General features: G+C 56.2%; 18 protein-coding genes. 6 read left to right on the forward strand and 12 right to left on the reverse strand.

Going from position 1 to position 17,763, the window contains the following annotated elements; all coding sequences use genetic code 11:
• Positions 1 to 415: 415 nt before the first annotated feature.
• Both LGL98_RS23330 and LGL98_RS23335 read right to left on the reverse strand, forming a co-directional pair.
• The gene (locus LGL98_RS23330; RefSeq protein WP_136029785.1) at positions 416 to 1,105 is read right to left on the reverse strand and encodes an LrgB family protein; all 690 of its coding nucleotides are present in this window, start codon (positions 1,103 to 1,105) and stop codon (positions 416 to 418) included.
• Positions 1,102 to 1,509: a CidA/LrgA family protein gene (locus LGL98_RS23335; protein ID WP_136029783.1), complete on the reverse strand. Its 408-nt coding sequence runs from the start codon at positions 1,507 to 1,509 to the stop codon at positions 1,102 to 1,104. The genes LGL98_RS23330 and LGL98_RS23335 overlap by 4 nt, the downstream gene beginning before the upstream one ends.
• A gap of 104 nt (positions 1,510 to 1,613) precedes the next feature.
• On the opposite strand from LGL98_RS23335, the gene LGL98_RS23340 reads away from it, so the two are divergent.
• On the forward strand, positions 1,614 to 2,495 hold the full coding sequence (locus LGL98_RS23340) for a LysR family transcriptional regulator (protein WP_136029781.1): 882 nt from the start codon (positions 1,614 to 1,616) through the stop codon (positions 2,493 to 2,495).
• 162 nt (positions 2,496 to 2,657) lie between these two features.
• Here LGL98_RS23340 and LGL98_RS23345 read toward each other — a convergent pair whose 3' ends face one another.
• The 4 genes from LGL98_RS23345 to soxR form a co-directional block, all read right to left on the reverse strand.
• Positions 2,658 to 4,304, reverse strand: a complete 1,647-nt coding sequence (locus LGL98_RS23345) for a Na+/H+ antiporter (RefSeq protein WP_136029779.1) — start codon at positions 4,302 to 4,304, stop codon at positions 2,658 to 2,660.
• Positions 4,305 to 4,451: 147 nt separating this feature from the next.
• Positions 4,452 to 5,801 (reverse strand): NCS2 family permease, encoded by a 1,350-nt coding sequence (locus tag LGL98_RS23350; RefSeq protein ID WP_136029777.1) that lies wholly within the window; start codon positions 5,799 to 5,801, stop codon positions 4,452 to 4,454.
• A gap of 389 nt (positions 5,802 to 6,190) precedes the next feature.
• Positions 6,191 to 6,859 carry a glutathione S-transferase family protein gene (locus LGL98_RS23355; protein ID WP_136029775.1) on the reverse strand — a complete coding sequence of 223 codons (669 nt, stop codon included), beginning with the start codon at positions 6,857 to 6,859 and terminating at the stop codon, positions 6,191 to 6,193.
• Between the two features lie 259 nt (positions 6,860 to 7,118).
• Positions 7,119 to 7,577, reverse strand: a complete 459-nt coding sequence (soxR, locus tag LGL98_RS23360; RefSeq protein WP_004206331.1) for a redox-sensitive transcriptional activator SoxR — start codon at positions 7,575 to 7,577, stop codon at positions 7,119 to 7,121.
• An 84-nt stretch (positions 7,578 to 7,661) separates the two neighbouring features.
• Between soxR and soxS the strand changes: the two genes are divergently transcribed.
• Positions 7,662 to 7,991 (forward strand): superoxide response transcriptional regulator SoxS, encoded by a 330-nt coding sequence (soxS, locus tag LGL98_RS23365; RefSeq protein WP_004151738.1) that lies wholly within the window; start codon positions 7,662 to 7,664, stop codon positions 7,989 to 7,991.
• Here the strand turns inward: soxS and LGL98_RS23370 are convergent.
• A complete protein-coding gene (locus LGL98_RS23370) occupies positions 7,976 to 9,580 on the reverse strand; it encodes a cyclic di-3',5'-guanosine monophosphate phosphodiesterase PdeC (RefSeq protein WP_136029773.1) in 1,605 nt (534 codons plus the stop codon). The genes soxS and LGL98_RS23370 overlap by 16 nt on opposite strands.
• A gap of 506 nt (positions 9,581 to 10,086) precedes the next feature.
• Here LGL98_RS23370 and LGL98_RS23375 point away from each other — a divergent pair.
• The gene (locus tag LGL98_RS23375; RefSeq protein ID WP_002885064.1) at positions 10,087 to 10,368 is read left to right on the forward strand and encodes a YjcB family protein; all 282 of its coding nucleotides are present in this window, start codon (positions 10,087 to 10,089) and stop codon (positions 10,366 to 10,368) included.
• 46 nt (positions 10,369 to 10,414) lie between these two features.
• Here the strand turns inward: LGL98_RS23375 and LGL98_RS23380 are convergent, their stop codons facing one another.
• From LGL98_RS23380 to LGL98_RS23395, 4 genes are read right to left on the reverse strand one after another with little or no spacing between them, the layout of a single operon-like run.
• A complete protein-coding gene (locus tag LGL98_RS23380) occupies positions 10,415 to 11,272 on the reverse strand; it encodes an ABC transporter permease (RefSeq protein WP_136029772.1) in 858 nt (285 codons plus the stop codon).
• Positions 11,269 to 12,102, reverse strand: a complete 834-nt coding sequence (locus LGL98_RS23385) for an ABC transporter permease (RefSeq protein WP_136029770.1) — start codon at positions 12,100 to 12,102, stop codon at positions 11,269 to 11,271. Before LGL98_RS23385 ends, LGL98_RS23380 begins: the two co-directional genes overlap by 4 nt.
• A 60-nt stretch (positions 12,103 to 12,162) precedes the next feature.
• Complete coding sequence (locus LGL98_RS23390) at positions 12,163 to 13,302, reverse strand: ABC transporter substrate-binding protein (RefSeq protein WP_136029768.1); 1,140 nt, start codon at positions 13,300 to 13,302, stop codon at positions 12,163 to 12,165.
• Between the two features lie 29 nt (positions 13,303 to 13,331).
• Positions 13,332 to 14,363, reverse strand: coding sequence for an ABC transporter ATP-binding protein (locus LGL98_RS23395; RefSeq protein WP_136029766.1), 1,032 nt, complete (start codon positions 14,361 to 14,363; stop codon positions 13,332 to 13,334).
• 162 nt (positions 14,364 to 14,525) lie between these two features.
• Here LGL98_RS23395 and LGL98_RS23400 point away from each other — a divergent pair, with 162 nt between their 5' ends.
• The 3 genes from LGL98_RS23400 to LGL98_RS23410 are packed head-to-tail and all read left to right on the forward strand — an operon-like array spanning position 14,526 to position 17,078.
• Entirely contained in the window at positions 14,526 to 15,296 is a 771-nt protein-coding gene (locus tag LGL98_RS23400; RefSeq protein ID WP_136029763.1) for an MBL fold metallo-hydrolase, read from the forward strand.
• Positions 15,293 to 16,306, forward strand: a complete 1,014-nt coding sequence (locus LGL98_RS23405; protein WP_136029761.1) for a LacI family DNA-binding transcriptional regulator — start codon at positions 15,293 to 15,295, stop codon at positions 16,304 to 16,306. The genes LGL98_RS23400 and LGL98_RS23405 overlap by 4 nt, the downstream gene beginning before the upstream one ends.
• 10 nt (positions 16,307 to 16,316) lie before the next feature.
• Positions 16,317 to 17,078 carry an inositol monophosphatase family protein gene (locus tag LGL98_RS23410; protein ID WP_136029760.1) on the forward strand — a complete coding sequence of 254 codons (762 nt, stop codon included), beginning with the start codon at positions 16,317 to 16,319 and terminating at the stop codon, positions 17,076 to 17,078.
• Positions 17,079 to 17,116: 38 nt separating this feature from the next.
• On the opposite strand, the gene iraM is transcribed toward LGL98_RS23410, so the two are convergent.
• The gene (iraM, locus tag LGL98_RS23415) at positions 17,117 to 17,470 is read right to left on the reverse strand and encodes an anti-adapter protein IraM (protein WP_004206315.1); all 354 of its coding nucleotides are present in this window, start codon (positions 17,468 to 17,470) and stop codon (positions 17,117 to 17,119) included.
• Positions 17,471 to 17,763 lie beyond the last annotated feature (293 nt).

The raw sequence follows: 17,763 nt of genomic DNA on the forward strand, positions 1-17,763 counted from the left end.
TGGTTTATGACAATTAATATTATTCATAAATAAACGACCAGCATTTGAATCCATTCAATAATACAAGCTCGCGTAAAAATAATAACTAGCATGCGGTAAGAACTCAATTATTAATGTAAAAATTGATTTTTTACGAGATAGCATCACCACGTACGGATGGTTATATGAAAACCAATAAAAATCAATCAGATAAAAATCTATAAAATTCGCAAAGATAATTGGATATTTATATGATATTTACCTCATAATTAAATTCAACCACACAGAGAAACATTTAGTTACAAACTCAATGCTGATTTAAGACTTGGCTTAATCCTTTATGATGAACCGTTAAATGCATCAATAACAAAAAAAGGGAATAGCCGATAGTTATTCCCCTTCTCAATATCTCTTAACATTTACTCTGGCGATAATGTTAAAACAGCAGCCAGCGCACTACCGGTGCCGCCAGCACGACCACTACACCTGACAGCATCATGACCAGGCTGGCCACCACGCCCTCTTGCTGGCCAAGCTCATAGGAGCGCGCCGTCCCCGCGCCATGGGAAGCCGCACCGAAACCAGCGCCTTTCGCCATCCCTTCCCGGATAGCAAGGCGTAAAAACAGCATATCCCCCACCGCCATGCCAAACACGCCGGTGATCACCACAAACAGCGCCACCAGATCGGGTTGACCGCCGAGCGGTTTCGCCGCCGCCAGCGCAAAGGGCGTGGTCACCGAGCGCACCGCCAGACTACGCTGGATTTCATCAGACAACATAAACCCGCGCGCCAGCCATACGGAACTGGTGACAGCCACTACCACCGCCGTTATCACCCCGGCGCTGAGCGACATCCAGTGGCGTTTAATCACCGTGACATTTTCATACACCGGAACGGCAAAGGCGATGGTCGCCGGGCCCAGCAACCACAGCAGCCAGTGGGTCTCTCCCATATAGCTCTGATAAGAGATGTGGCCTACCACCAGGATCAGCACCAGCAGGATCGGCGTGAACACCAGCGGCATCAGCGGCAGTTTATGAAAACGGCGATACAGTTTTTTGTTGGCGTAATAGAGGCCCAGCGTCGCCACCAGACACAGGATACTCAGCACGGCATCGCTCATTTTTTTAACCTGCTCACTTCGTAACGATAGACCTTGTCAACGACCCAGGCGGTGGCACCGAGCACCATCAGCGTGCTTAAGGCAATCACCAGAAAAATCCGCCAACCATCAACCATCAACAGCTGGGCATAGTTCACCACCGCCACTACCGCCGGGACGAAGAACAGCAGCATTTCCGCCAGCAGCCAGCGGGCGCCGGCGCGCACCCAGCTTACCGGTATCACCCGGCAGACAATCAGCAGCAGGAGCATCACCATGCCGACCAGGTTAGCCGGCAGCGGTACCTGCCACCTGTTCACCAGATATTGTGCGAAGATGAATAACCCGACGTAGAGCAGAACCTGTACCGGGATTTGAAGTCGCTGCGCCACGGCGGGAGCAACGCGAGCTGGCGCGAAGGCCATGTGCGATAGTCCTGAAAAAAGAAGTCAGACGTGCAGTATAGAGAGCCGCCGAAGCGGACAGAAATGAATTAAAATCATCGCAGGTATAGTCTCAGGGAATAATTATGGATATCCGAACGCTGCGCTATTTCGTTGAAGTGGTTCGTCAGCAGAGTTTTACTCGCGCGGCGGAAAAGCTGTTTGTCACACAGCCCACCATCAGCAAGATGCTCAAAAATCTCGAAGATGAGCTGAACTGCACGCTACTGATCCGCGATGGCCGCAAACTGTTGCTCACTGATACCGGTCGCGTGGTTTTTGAACGCGGTCAGGCGATCCTTGGCGAGTTCAGCCAGCTGGAGTCAGAGCTGAGTGATATCAATCACCTGCATAAAGGGGTGCTGCGGCTTGGCATTCCGCCGATGGTCGGGATGCTGATGGCCGAGCCGATCAGTCGCTTCCGCCAGCGCTACCCGGGTGTCGAGCTGAAGATCGCCGAGTTTGGCGGCCTGACGGTCCAGCAGGCGGTCAGCAATGGCGAACTTGATATGGCGATGACTGCCCTGCCTGTCGAGGAGGATAGCAGCCTCACCATCCTGCCGTTGTTCAATCACCCGCTGTGCGTTCTGACGCCAAGAACCGCGGCGTGGGAAGGTAAAACCTCGCTCTCACCGGCCGAGCTGGCGTCGCATCCGCTGGTTATTTACAACGAGGAATTTGCCCTTAGCCAGCAGCTGATGCGGCTGTTTGCCGAGCATGACGTGAAGCCGCGTATCGCGGTGCGCAGCGGCCAGTGGGATTTTCTCGCCGCCATGGTGCAGGCGGGCATTGGCGTAGCGATCCTGCCCGAGCCGATTTGCCAGCGTCTCGACCGGCAGAATTTTTGCTGGATCCCGTTGCAAAGCGAGCTGCGCTGGGAGCTGGGGATGATTTGGCGGGAGGGCGTGTACATGTCGCGTAGCGCCGAGGCATGGCTGGCGTGTAGTAAAGCGTTCTGGCTGGAATAATTCCCTGGTGACAACGCGTTCCGCAGAGGAAGGGGTAGCCCGGGTCAGGTGCTTGCGCCGCTGCCCGGGTTTCCCCCGGTCGCGCTAACGCTTACCGGGGCTACACATATACTGCCGTCTCGCCAGTAGTCCGAATAAGCGTCGCGCTATCCGGATTACAGGTTATTGATCTTCGATTAACAGCGCTTCCAGCAGGTCGAGGTCGTGCAGCAGCTTCTGCAGCGTCTCGTTGCTGATCTGCCGCGTGGCGCGCAGATGATACAGCTCGCCGCGCTCAGAGCGCAGCGCCGCCAGGCGGAAGCGGCGCTCCAGGCTCTCTTCAAGCATGGTGGTTTCCACGTCGTTACGACCATCGGCGCGACGGCGCAGATTACCGATCACCCGCGAACTGACTTCGGTCAGCAGCTGGTTATCGATATTCTCTTTAGTATCCGCCGCCAGACGCTCTTCCATCTTCTGGATCGCCACAATCGCCACGTCGGCCGTTGCCGCGCGCGCCAGACGCTCCTCTTTCCGCTGCTGCACATTATCGCTCGATTCAATGTGACGCAGCAGGATCGGCAGCGCAATCACCCCAACAAACAGCGAGAACAGGATCACCCCGGCGGCGAGGAAAATCAGCTCATAGCGCGCCGGAAAAACATTCCCGTCCGGCAGCAGCAGCGGAATTGAGAGCACACCGGCAAGGGTAATCGCCCCGCGCACCCCGGCAACAGAGGAGATCAGCAGCTCACGGGTAGTCCAGGAACCAAACTCCATCGGTTTCTTCTTCAGGAAGCGCTGGCTGAGCTTGCGCATCGACCACAGCCAGCCAAAACGCACCAGCATCAATGCGGCATAGATCAGGATAATGTCGGTAAACAGCATCCAGGTCTCGACGTTGGGGTCAGCCTCCGCCGCCACCAGCGAGCTGGAGAGGATATCCGGCAGCTGCAGGCCCAACAGCAGGAAGACCATGCCGTTAAAGACAAACTCCAGCATCGCCCAGGTGCTGTTGGCGCGCAGGCGCATTGCCAGCGGCGCGGTACGCATTACGCCGGAACGGGTGATGGTCATCCCCGCCGCCACCGCCGCCAGGATACCAGAGACGCCGATATGTTCGGCAATCAGATAGGAAGCAAACGGCAACAGAAACAGCAGGACAATCTGCGTGGCGGGTTCATCCCCACCCCAGCGGCTGAGGAAGCGCATCGAGCGGCCATACGACCAGCTCACCACAAACCCGGCCAGCACACCGCCGATCGCCACCTTCAGAAATTCAACGGTGGCGCCGCCAACGGTAAAGACCATGGTGCCCATCGCCACCGCGACGGCAAACTTGAGCGAGACCAGGCCGGAGGCGTCGTTCATTAACGCCTCTCCCTGCAGGATACCCATGATTTTTTTCGGTATCCGCCCTTCCCCGACGATGCCGGAAAGCGCCACGGCGTCGGTCGGCGACAGCACGGCCGCCAGCGCAAACGCCGGGATCAGCGGAATGCCCGGCACAATCCAGTAGATCAGAAAGCCGATGCCGACCACCGTCACGACCACCAGCGCCAGCGCCAGACCAAGGATCTCGCGCCCATGCTCAATAAATTCGCGGGTTGGCGTTTTCCAGCCGTCGGCGAACAGCAGCGGCGGGATAAACAGGACCAGAAATAGCTCTGGATCAAATTCAACGTGCAAACCGAAGGTCGGCCACGCCAGAAGCGCGCCAATGGCGATTTGCATCAGTGGGAGTGGAACCTGAAAGGGCAGTACACGCGTCACTACCCCGGAGAGTGAGACCACAAGGGTCATGATGAGGATGGTAAAGAATATTTCCATGTGTTCCCTGTTTGCTGCGTTTTCTTTTATACCTGTAAGGCGTCGTGCCTGTGAATCATACGCTACCCAGATTAACGCAAATGGAAACAAGATGTGGTTTAAAAATAAAACGGGCGGCCTGAGCCGCCCGTGAGGAGCACGAAGGGTTTAAATCGCCCAACCGCCGGCGTAGAACACCACCAGCGCCACGGCAATCACCACTGTACCGAGGTTCAGCTTGCGCCACTCGCCAGAGACCAGACGACCGATAACCAGGGTAGCAAAGCCGATCATAATGCCGGTCACGATGTTACAGGTCAGCACGATAAACACCGCGGTGATCAGGCCTGCCATCGCGTCAACGAAGTCGTTGAAATCGATTTTCGCCACATTGCTCAGCATCAGCAGGCCGACGTACATCAGCGCCGGTGCGGTCGCGTAGGCCGGCACCAGATAAGAGAGCGGGGAGAGGAACAGGATCAGCAGGAACAGGACACCGACCGTCACCGCGGTCAGCCCGGTTTTACCGCCAGCCGCGGTACCTGCCGCCGATTCGATATACACCGCCGCCGGCGCCGCCCCGACTAAACCGGAGAAGACGCTGCTCAGGGAGTCGGTGGTCAGTGCTTTTCCGCCGTTGATGATCTGCCCGTCTTTGTCCAGCAGGTTTGCCTGGCCAGCCACCGCGCGGATGGTACCGGTGGCGTCAAAGACCGCAGTCATCACCAGCGCCAGCACGCTTGGCAGCACGACCGGGTTTAGGGCACCGACGATATCCAGGCTGCCGATCAGCGAGTTACCCTGCGCATCGCTCAGGGATGGCATGGCGAAAACCCCGGAAAAATGAACGTTGGGATCGAAAATCAGGCCGACAATCGACACGCCAATGATGGTCAGCAGAATACCGCCAGGCACCTTCATCTTTTCCAGACCGATGATCACCGCAAGACCAATCAGCGACATTACCACCGGGAAGCTATCAAATTTACCCAGCGCCACCGGCAGACCGTCCAACGGGTTTTTGATCACCAGGCCAACGCCGTTGGCAGCAATCAGCAGCAGGAACAGGCCAATCCCGATCCCGGTACCGTGCGCCACGCCCTGCGGCAGGTTGCGCAAGATCCAGCTGCGGATGCCGGTTGCGGAAATCACCGTAAACAGGACACCCATCAGGAATACCGCGCCAAGGGCTACCGGAATACTGATCTGCTGCCCCAGCACCAGGCTGAAGGCGGTAAAGGCGGTCAGCGAGATGGCGCAACCGATCGCCATTGGCAGATTCGCCCACAGCCCCATCGCCAGCGAGCCAACGCCCGCCACCAGACAAGTGGAGACAAATACCGCGGCCGGCGGAAAGCCCGCTTTACCGAGCATACCCGGCACCACGATGACGGAATACACCATCGCCAGAAAGGTAGTAAGACCTGCAACAATCTCCTGACGCACGGTGCTGCCGCGCGCAGAAATTTTAAACCAGGCGTCTAATGAACCGCCGGTACGCGCTGAAGGCGTAGACATAGAAAACTTCCCCTGAAAATTTTTATCGTTCGTGGGTATGCGTGGTGGACCCTCCACTGCCAGTTAAACGCGATCTCCTTGTACCGAATTGCAACGCAAGGGGGGCTGCAAAAAAGCAAACGTTTAACTCCGCGCATACACTACGGTGGTCAACCTTGTCGGCTCCCCCCGGGTAGCAGAAAAAAGCGGGAGCAAAGCAGAAAGGCAAACGATTATCCGGCCTTTAGATAACCCTTTTCAACCGATGTTTATCGTATTTCGCTAAATTTCGCTTATGACGAACAGAAAATAACCAGCAGATGCGCAAACGTTATCGTCTATGCGCAATCCGCTAACATTTTTTTAGTGAGTTGCTTTCATTTAGCCGGGTCATCGGATCCGCTAATACTTCAGGTGCCGGGTAAAGAAAAGGGGCCGCCACGCTCGATGGCCCGTTGCCAGGCCGGACGCTGTTCCACCCGCTGACGCCAGGCCTCGATATGGACGAGGTCATGCATACCGCCGCGGGCTAACAACGCCATCACCGGGAAGCTCATCTGAATATCGGCCATGCTCAGCCGCTCGCCAGCAAACCATGGCCGCGTGGCAAGATGGTCATCAATAAAACGCGCATGGGTGGCCAGCTGCGGATCGAGCCACGCTTTTTGTATGCCCTTACCCAACAGCGAGCCTAATGAGCGGACGCCAAAGGGCACGGGGGGTTTGCCCAGGCTGGCGAACACCAGCTTCATTAACAGCAGCGGCATCAGCGAGCCTTCGGCATAGTGCAGCCAGAAGCGGTACTGCAGTTTGTCGTCAATTCCCTGCGGCTTCAGCAGCCCACCGCTGTCCCAGGTCTCCTGCAAATACTCGAGAATGGCCCCGGACTCCGCCAGCACATAGCCGTTGTCTTCCAGCACCGGCGATTTCCCTAACGGATGGATTTTCTTCAGCGCCGCTGGCGCCAGCATCGACTTTTCCCGCTGATAGCGGACTATCTGATAAGGCAGCTGCAGCTCTTCCAGTGCCCACAGTACGCGTTGCGATCGTGATTGATTAAGATGATGTACCGTCAGCATGGGCCTCTCCCGTCGTTTGTTCAAATTAACTATAGGAACAGGCGCTCATTGCCGGGAAAATTTCGGCAAAATAATGAGAAAAAAACGGCGGCAGCTGCCATAGTTAAAGTGTCGACGCAAACCGGAACCTCCATCAACAGATTGCGCAATACTGAGGGGCGCCGACGTCGGGGGAAACCCTCTCGTGAACCAGCGAGATAATGCGAAAGACCAAGACCGGAAAACAACTAAAGCGCCCAGTTGTGGCGCTTTAGTTTTATTACTCCTCTTCCAGCAGCCGGGCGCCGGTCCCCTCTTCCCCCAGCTTATCGCCTGGGTTGCGCAGCGGGCAGTCGCGTCGTGATAAACAGCCGCAGCCGATACAGCCGTCGAGCTGGTCGCGCAGCGCCGTCAGGGTATGAATCCGCCGGTCCAGCTCCTCACGCCACTGCGATGACAGCATCTTCCACTCTTTTGCGCTGAGATTGTGCCCTTCCGGCAGTACGCCAAACGCGTCGCCGATGGTCGCCAGCGGGATGCCGATGCGTTGCGCAATTTTGATAATCGCCACCGCGCGCAGGACATCGCGCCGGTAGCGCCGCTGATTGCCGGCATTGCGCTGACTGTGGATCAGCCCTTTACTCTCATAGAAATGGAGAGCCGAGACCGCCACGCCGGTTCGTTTTGCCACTTCCCCGGGCGTCAGCAGCATTTTGATGCGGGGTGATTTCTTTTCCATAAAGCGCTTTACCTCAAGTTAACTTGAGGAATTATACTCGCCCGCAGACAAAACGACGAATCGAGAATTGAGAGAGGCCGCTTTATGTCCCATCAGGATATTATTCAAACACTGATTGAATGGATTGATGAACATATCGATCAACCACTTAACATTGATATAGTCGCCAGAAAGTCAGGATACTCGAAGTGGTATCTGCAGCGGATGTTCCGCACCGTGATGCATCAGACGCTGGGGGATTACATTCGTCAGCGCCGCCTGCTGCTGGCCGCGGAAGCGCTGCGCACCACCCAGCGGCCGATCTTTGATATCGCGATGGATCTGGGCTATGTCTCGCAGCAAACCTTCTCGCGGGTGTTCCGCCGGGAATTCGACCGTACCCCCAGCGACTACCGTCATCAGATCTCCGCGTGACGCGGTGGTTGAGGCACGCGCATCGGCGTGGGAGCATTGGCTAACCAGTGCATAAACTCCCGCGCCGGCATCGCTTTCGCAAACAGCCAGCCCTGGCAAAATTGTACACCGCGCTTGTAGAGCCAGCTTACCTGCTCCGGGGTTTCCACCCCTTCCGCGATAGTCTTTAAACGCAGCCCGCGCGCCATCTCGATGATGTGCTCAGCGATCAGATGACTGGTGTTGTTGGTGGTCAGCGTATCCACGAAGGTTTTATCGATTTTGAGGATATCGACGTTCAGCGCGTGCAGATTATGCAAATTCGAGTAGCCGGTGCCAAAATCATCGATCGCAATTTCGTAGCCAGCTTCACGGAACGCCTGGATCACCGGCGTCGTTTTCGCCACATCGATAAACCCGCGCTCGGTCACTTCAATTTTGATCTGCCCAATGCACACCGCATAGCTCTGCGCTTTCTCACTAATCTGTGAAATGAGCCGCGCCGAATGGAAATCTGAAGCAGAAAGATTAATCGCCACATACAGCTGCGGATGGCTGGCCAGAAACTCCCCCATCTCATAAAACAGTTCGTCCACCACATAGTCCGTGATCTGGGCAATCATGCCTTCATTTTCCGCCAACGGGATAAACTCCGCCGGATTCATCACCGGACCGTCAAACCCCGGCCAGCGCAGCAGCGCTTCCGCCCCGACACAACGGTTATTTTTAATATCGATAATCGGTTGGTAGTGCAGGCGCAACTGGCGGCAGCTCAGGGCCCGCTGCAGCATATTGCGCGGCGAATGATACTGTCGCCGGGTACGCGACCACACCAGTACCAGTAAAATACTGCAAATGATCCCCAGCGGCAGCGTCAGGCTGACCTGGTTACAGAAGTTGTGGTAGTAACTGGCCCGTGAGGTGGACATGATGACCGCGATCGGCCGGATAGCGGAGCGGGCAATCGTATACACCCGGCCATTTTGATTAAAAAAGGTATCGCCTTCGCGAATTAGCCTCTGAAGTTCAGCAGGCTCAACATTATTGCTCAGCGAGAAAAAGAGGTTAGTTTTGGTATCGAAAACGCCATAGGCTAAATCGCGATCGCTGGCAATCACTGAGCTATACGAGTAGGGATTGACCACCACCACATAGGGCCCCTTCTGCATATAATTCATGGCAAAGCCCGGGTAAAACGGCGTATCCCGATAGTAATAAATCGCCACGTCGGGCTTTCTGGTGTAATTCGCCGCCGGCATTCGCCAGCCGGTCTCAGGATGAACGGACGTCGAACAGATAAAGCGCTGACCGTTGGCATAGATCAGATCTTCCACATACAGCAGACCGCGCACGATATGCAGTAAATAACGCTGATGATCCGCTGAACACAGTTCACCGCGATACTCGCTGGCTTTTGCCCGCGCCTGATCCGCTTCCCGGATGACCATTTCCGTTTTTTGCAGCGCCAGTTGCGAAAATGAGTGTAATTGATCAATAGTTTCGGCTTTCGCCCTGATCTGGGCAAACCACAGTGCCAGCACTACCGGCAATAAAATAACCAACCCCATTCCGACGAGTCTAAGCGCCTTATGCGGCGCACTGTCAGCCATTTACGCTTTCATCCATGCGATATGCCTTAATTAAGGTAGCCCAAACACGTTAGCAATCGCGACTGCGATAGACATCAGCAGATATCTGCCAGCCCTTCAGGGCGTCAGCTTTCCAGCCGGTGGTGTTGAATAATACTTATTTATCCAGTATTCGAAAGATATTCTCATAAGATTAAGAATAGACTCGCATCTGACTCGGTTTCTCCGTGTAATAAACTGGAACAGGTAATAAAACCCGCAGAATAATAATCATTAGCAAGAGAAGAAAATAAGGAATCGGCTTTTATGTCATCATATCCACACAAATAACAGGCTTATTAAGCGCAGCGAAAGCTCATTTTTTGACTGGTGAATAAAGCAACAAGTGTGATATAGTTCACACAAGTTGATGAAACAGAAATGACGTTTCATCACTCTCTCGTTTGCCAGTCGAGACCAGAGCGCTATGCCATCGTCAGTCGCGCCAGGTCATCTATGGCTTCCCGACTTTCTTTGAGGATAGGTTAATGGCTTCCATTACTACCAGTGTCGTTTTATTGCGCTGGCCCCTGGTGAGCGCAGTACTGATGTTTCTCGCCAGCTCACTGAATATTCAGCTTCGCAAAAGCGATTATGCCGGTCTGGCAGTGATCTGTAGCTGCCTCGGCCTGGCCGCTGCCTGCTGGTTCGCCACCGGTTTGCTGGGCATCACCCTGCTCGATATTGCCAAAATCTGGGGCAATATCAAAGATGTGATGATTGAAGTCATGAGTCAAACGCCACCAGAATGGCCAATGATGATGACCTGAAGTTAAAAAGCTTCCCGCCGGGAAGCTTTTTCGTTTTTTGCGCGCCCTACTTCCCCAGTTTCGCCATCATCTCCGGACGCATGAATTTATGGATCACCACCATAAAGAGCAGCGACGGCACCAGCAAAATCAGCGCGGTAATCGACGATACCTGGTAATTGCCCGACATGCTGGCGTTATAGAGCAGCAGTGGCAGCGTGGTGATATCCGGTGCCCCGACGAAGAAAGTGCCAGTAAACTCATCCAGCGACTCCAGAAAAACAAAGATGCTGGCGGCAACGATACCCGGCGCTGCCTGCGGCAGCACAATGTGCCAAAAGGTATACACCGGCCCGGCGCCAAGGTTACGCGACGCCCGCGCCAGCAGCGGGTCGATGGATGAAAAGGCGGCCACACAGATCCACACCGAATACATCAGGCCGTGAACGCTATGCACCAGTACCACCCCTGCGATACTGCCGTTCAATCCCCACTGATAAAACAATCGGGCAACGTTCATGTATACCGTCAGGTTAGGAAAGGCCTGCGGGATAAGAAATAGCAGCATGAACAGCATCCGTAATGGCATTTTCCGCCGGGAAAGCGCATAGCCGGCGGGTACGGAAATCAGCAAACAGACCCCCACCGATAACAGAGCGATCAGCACGCTGGTTAACAGCGAGCTGGAGACATCGCTGTATGGATTGAAGACCTGATACCAGTACTTCAGGCCCCACTGGCTGGGCAGCGAATGGGGAAAATACCAGCTTTCCGCTACGGTCCAGATCAACAGGTTCAGCAGCGGGCCAAACATCGCCAGCAGCATAAACAGCAGCAGCAGGGTCTGCAGCACCGGGCTGGCGCGCACTTTACGGCGTCCTTTCACCCACCATGCCGAGGTTGATACTAGGGCCAGCGCTTTCATGATTCACCGCCTTTTTGCTGCAGGCTGTGGCGCAGGTAAAACCACGACAGCGCACCGCAGATCGCCAGCGACACCACGCCAAGCGCATTCGCCACCGCGTAATCACCGTAGGAGTTGACGCGAAACGCCATATCCACAGTTAGCATCGTCGGGGTCCCCACGCCGATCATCAACGGAACCGACAGCACCGACATCATAGTCACCGTCGACAGCACCAGCGCCACACCGATAGTCGGCAGGACCTGCGGCAGCATGATATCGAACAGGATCCGCGGCCGGGAGGCGCCAAGATTACGTGCAGCAAGGATCTGCGACGACTCCAGCGCCGCCATCGCCCCGCAGATCAGCAGCGTGGCAAAGGCCAGTTGCTTCCAGACAAAGGTGATCACTATCCCTTTCCATCCCAGCCAGGAGAGGGTCTCCAGCGGCGTGACCAGGTCGGCCGCCACCAGCGCATTGTTCATCAGGCCATTTTTGGCGAGAAAAGTGCGCATCATCTGGGCGACAACGATAAAGGGAATAAACAGCGGTAAGCGATACAAAAAACCCAGCAGGCGAACAATGGTTCGATACGGTGACAGCGCAATCACTGCCGACAGAGTAATGGCAATCAGCGCTAACAGCGCCACCGAGATCAGCACGATAATCAGTGAAAAGAGCACATCGCTGGCGTAAAGCGCATAGACCTTGCGGAAGTGATCGAGGGTGAACGGCTGTCCCGGCGCGGTAAACGCCGAGACCAGCGAAAACCCCAGCGGATACAAAAACAGGATCGCAATCATCAGCGCCGCCGGGGCAACCAGCAGCAGATATTTTAATGAACTGGACATAATGGACCTGGCGTCAGCACAAGCAAGCGCCCGGGACGGCGGCCCGGGCTGGAAAAAGGGTTAATTAGCCGCCTGGCTTTCGTAACCCTCTTTGATATCGTCAAAGTAAGGGGCTATCGGGAAGCTTTTGCCATACTTCGCCAGTGCTTCCGGCGAGATTTCGGCAAACAGCTTTTGCCAGGTCGCCGCATCCAGCTTCGGCTTCACCTGCCCGGCGTCGATGCCCGGATACCAGTTGAACTGCTTGACGATCCCCTGCGCCTGCACTTCCGGGCTGGTGGCCAGCGCGATAAAGTCACGCGCCAGCTGCGGATTCGCCGCCTTCGCCGGGATGACGTAATACATCGGCTGGCCCGGCATGCCCGGCGCCAGTAAAGCAAGCTTGATCGACGGCGGCAGCTTGCCCTGATCTTTCCAGCTATAGAACATATCGACCCACACCGGACCCATGGCGATTTCCCCTCGGCTCAGCATGTCGAGCGTCCCGGCATTGCCCGGGGTGAAGGTGACGTTTTTGTTGAACGCCTTCAGCTTCTCATAGGCCTGCTGCCAGTCCTTCTCGACGCTTTTATCATAGGGCGCGCTGGCGAGGCGCTGGGCGTCAGTTCCGTAGGCGTAGATCCAGCCCACCACAAAACTGACGCCAGACATGCCGTTCTTGATGCCGTTATAGCCAAAAGCCTGCGGATGTTTCTGCGTCCAGGACACCAGCTCGTCATACGACGCCGGTGGGGTAGTGACCAGATCGCTGTTCCAGGCGATAGCGGTCTGGCTTAAGAACATCGGCATCACGTATCCGTCAACGTTAACGCCCAGCGCCTGGGCGGCGCTCGGCGAACTCACCATGCCGCCGGTCTGAATATCCTGACGGTATTTTTGCAGTAATCCCTTTTCCACCTGCTCACCGCCCGCCTTCTGGTGCACTACCGCGACGTCGATGTCCCATTGCTGCGCGCCGCTCTCTTGCTGGGCCGTTAGCTTCTCGCTAATTTTATTCGACCCGGCGTCGCCGGGGCCGGTACCGATCACTCGCACCTTGACGCCGGGATGAGCGGCTTCAAATTTTGGCCCCAGCCAGGTTTTTACATAATCCACCATATTCTGATCGCCCGCGGTGGCGACGTTGAGAATGGTGTCGGCCTGTGCGCCAACGCTCAGGAAGAGGGTCGTTACGATCGCTGCTTTCGTTTTAGTAAACATGGACTGTCCCCAGAATGAACATACTGATGTCACGATGATGGTGGTAAAGGAAAAATATGCAGGGCCGGCGTTGGCACATGGAGCCGAACGCGGCTTTTCGTCGGCCAGCACTGCCCGGCATCGGCCAGCAGCAGGCGGTCATGGCAGCGCACGCTGTGGCGATACAGATTGCCCAGAAACGCGCTTTGCTCCACCACGCCCTCCAGAGCGAGTCCCTCCTGCGGCGCGGGCTGCGTTAATTCAACAAGCGCGGCATCGGCGCTGCGAAAATAAATAACGTTGTCACCCTGCTGAGCGGCAGATAAACCGGATATTGCGGTAGCGGATAATTCACCGGAGGTTATTTTATTATCGGCGCCCATAAAATCAGCGACGAAGGGCGTCGCCGGGCGTTGATATATTTCTTCCGGCGTGCCGGTTTGTTCAATACGCCCCTGATTTAATACCGCAATACGATCCGCCATCACTAAGGCTTCCTGCTGATCGTGGGTGACAATTAATGACGTAAAGCCCAGTTTCTTTTGTAGCGATTTAATTTCATGGCGCACATTCAGGCGTACTTTGGCATCCAAATTAGATAACGGCTCATCCAGCACCAGCACCTGGGGCTCTATGGCCAGGGCTCTCGCCAGCGCCACCCGCTGCCGCTGACCGCCCGACAGTTCGGTGACTTTCACTTCGCCAAGCCCTTCAAGGTTCACTATTCGCAACAGCTCCGCCACCCGCCGCGCGATATCCGCCCCGCGCCATTTGCGCAGCTTCAGGCCATAGCCGATATTGCGCGCTACCGTCAGGTGCGGCCACAGGGCGTAGCTTTGAAATACCATAGTGATATTGCGCTGCTCCGGCGCAAGATGAGTGATCGTTCGGCTGGCAATAGCCACCTCGCCGCTTTGCACCGGGATAAAGCCGCAGAGGGCGTTCAGCAGCGTGGTTTTTCCGCATCCCGACGGGCCCAGTAGAGCAATCATCTCTCCCTGCTCTACCGCCAGATCGATATTATGTAAAACCACCTTATCGCCATAACTAATTTTAAGGCCGGAGATCTGTAAATAACTCATATTCGCTACCTGAAAGCGCTGCTGCGGCATTTTTTTAGCAAGGTGAACACGTGTTCATTTGGCCGTAAAAAAAATGCAACGTTAACTCGACATGATGTGAGCCTACTTTGTCGGGTATTTATGACAATTTAATTAAGCGGCAAAAAATTTTGGCGAGGGTAAATGAAAATAGATGTGCTTGGCTGCGGGAGCGCCTTTTCCTGCACGCAAAATACCTCCGCGCTGCGGGTGATCGACGCGGACAATAAACAGTGGTTAATCGACTGCGGCCCCACCGTTCCCCGCGCGCTCTGGCAGCGCGGCGGCGGGGTCAATGATATTGACGCGATCTACTTCACCCACGTCCATCCGGATCACTGCACCGGTCTGACGGTGCTGCTGAATAACTGGAAAAGCGGTTCCCGCCAGAAGCCGCTGATTATCTACTGCCAACCAGCGCAGCAGCCGGTGCTCATGCAGCTGGCCGCGCTGGCGAACTGGCCGCAGGCGGACCTTGGTTTCACCATCGACTGGCAGGAATGCCGCGAAGCCTGGACGTGGCAGGACTGGCAGATCCGCACTGCCTCCACCCAGCATGAACTGAGTAATCGTGCCATCCGCATCACCATTGCCGGGCAGACGCTGTTTTACAGCGGTGATGGCCGGCCAACCGCCGACTCATTGTCCCTGATGGCTGGCGCCGGGCTGGCATTTCAGGAGTGCGCCTCGGTAGCAGCCCTGGACGATGACGCCTCCCATGGCGACTTTCCCTCCTGCCTGATGCTGTTCAGAACGCTGCAGCTCCCGGCGCTGGGGCTCTATCACTGCGAGGATGCTTCCCTGTTGGCGCTGAAGCAGGCCTGTCAGCCGTGGCCGGGCTTATTCGTTTCCCGGGATGGACTCACCTTAACGCTGCCGCGTCCCACGCTCACTGACGAGACGCACATCCTATGAACCCACGTAAACCCAGCGTCACCGCCCAGGATGTTGCCCGGCGAGCGGGCGTCTCCCGGGCGGTGGTGTCCCGGGCGTTGAGCAACAACGGCAGCATCTCTCCCGACGCCCGGGCGCGGGTGTTGCGCGCCGCTGAAGAGCTGGGGTATCAGGTTAACTTCCTCGCCCAGGGGCTGAATCGCCAGCGCAGCCACTTAATCGGCGTGATCGTCTCGCGCATCAGCGATCCTTTTCGCAGTACCCTGCTTGATGCGCTGCTTAACGAGATCCAGCGTCAGGGCTTTCAGGCGCTGGTGAGCGAGATCCACAGCGAGCAGGATCTGGCGCAGACCTTGCGTCGTTTCGCTCAGTTTCGCGTCTCCGGGGTTATCGTCACCTCCGGCCAACCGCCGGAGGCGCTGGTGAACGAGTGCGTCCAACAGCATATTCCGGTCGTGGGCATAAACCGTCAGCCGACGATCCCCGGCGTGGATTACGTTTGTTCTGACAACGCCGCCGGCGCCGAACTGGCGGCCGACCAGCTGTTGCGCAGCGGCTGCCAGCGGTTTGGCTGGCTCAACTACTCGCCTTCCACCTGGGCCGGATGCATGCGCGGGGAGGCGTTCAGCCGAGCGCTGCAGACGCGCGGAGTGGACGTCGAACGCCACCTGGCGATCCTCGCCTGTCCGGAAGAAGGTTACGCGGGCGGGCTCCAGGCCGCGGCGCTCGCCGACGAGGCGCTGGAGGGGGTCTTCTGCGCCAACGCCCAGCTTGCCTGCGGCTTTCTCGATGGAATGCGCCAGCGCGGCAGAGAGGCGCCTGAGGATTTCCAGCTGATTGGTTTTGATAACACGCCGCCGACCGCGCAATATAGCTACCAGCTCACCACGCTACATCAGGATGTGGCGGCGATCGCCCGCCAGGCGCTCGCCCGGCTGCAGGAGCGTACCGTCGACCCTTTACGACCTTCACGCACCACCTGGGTGGAGGTGACGTTAATTCACCGGCGCACGTCGCCCTTTGTTATCTGAGAGCAGGACTATGACGGAAGCACAACGAGAGTCATTATGCGCCTTGATTCGCCGGGCTGGCGCCCACGCCCAGGCGCTGCGCGATGCGGGATTGCAGGTCGATAAAAAAGCGCGCCAGGACTTCGTATCGCAAGCGGATCTCGCGGTAGAACAGGAGATTAAAGGCTGGCTGCAGGCGCACTTTCCACAGGAGGGTTTCCTCGGCGAGGAGAGCGGTTTCGCAGGTGACGACCAGACCGTCTGGGTACTGGATCCCGTCGATGGCACCACCAACTTTATCCTCGGCATGGATTACTGGTGTGTCTCGCTGGCGCGAGTGTGCCAGGGCGAACTGTCGCACGGCATCATCTACGCCCCCGATCGCGATGAATTTTTCTTCGCCGCCCGCGGCGAGGGCGCGTATCTCAACGGCCAGCGCCTGACGTTACGCGAACCGGATCCGGATGCGGTGGTGGTGGGTATGGGGCGCTCCAGCCGCGCCCCGGCCAGCGACTACGCCCGGGCCATCGCTACCCTGCTCGACGCAGGCCTGGAATATCGCCGCTTCGGCGCGGGCGCCCTGATGCTGGCGCATGTCGCCGCCGGCCAGCTCCATGCCTATTATGAAGCGCATATGAACAGCTGGGACGCGCTGGCAGGCATGCTGTTGATTGAGGAGGCGGGCGGAACGTGCAATGCGTTTCTCGCCGATGCGGGCCTGCGGCGAGGCAACCTTGTGCTGGCCGGCTGCGCAAGCGTCCAGCCGCGGCTGGCGGCCCTGCTGGCGAAATGACACCACACCGCCGGCGGCTGGCCGGCGGCGTGGACTGACTAACGCCAGGGTTCGCTGCGGGGTATATTATTCGGACAGCGCTTAATTGCGCAAAAGGACTGGTAAAAACAGGAGTCAGACCGCTCGCCGCCGGCATGGTATGGGCAAGATGGCCGCTCACGTAATTTTTCCCATTGCGCCTCGTCGTACACCGTAATATTGTAGATTTTTAATGAATGATATTGGTCATTAATTAAAACTCTCGAGGAATAGAGCTTCATCGACTCGCCGGGCAGCAGGATCACATCGGCCTCGTACCACATGATAAATTTTAAGAAACGCAGACTGGATATTGCCGAGAAGGCGATGCCGGATTGCGGGCAGATCAGGGTATTAAGAATAGTCCATTTCATATTCCTTCCTTATATAGATGCTACAAATTGTTACCGTATATAGTGATAGCATTCATTATTATAAACCGCAAGCGTCCCTGACAATTATGTGATTTAAGACAATTCCTAACAATCTACTCCATTATTAGTAACGTTTCATTTTCCTCTTTATATTTATGGTTAGGTCTTATAAAAAATCAGCCAAATTAACCTAACAAAAGAAAATATAATAAAAAATAAGATAATATAAACATAATTGACAATACGTCTTAGTCCCTCCGGATGAGGCCTCAGTCATTGGTATTAGATGATGC

This window comes from Klebsiella africana, from assembly GCF_020526085.1.
Taxonomy (GTDB): Bacteria; Pseudomonadota; Gammaproteobacteria; order Enterobacterales; family Enterobacteriaceae; genus Klebsiella; species Klebsiella africana.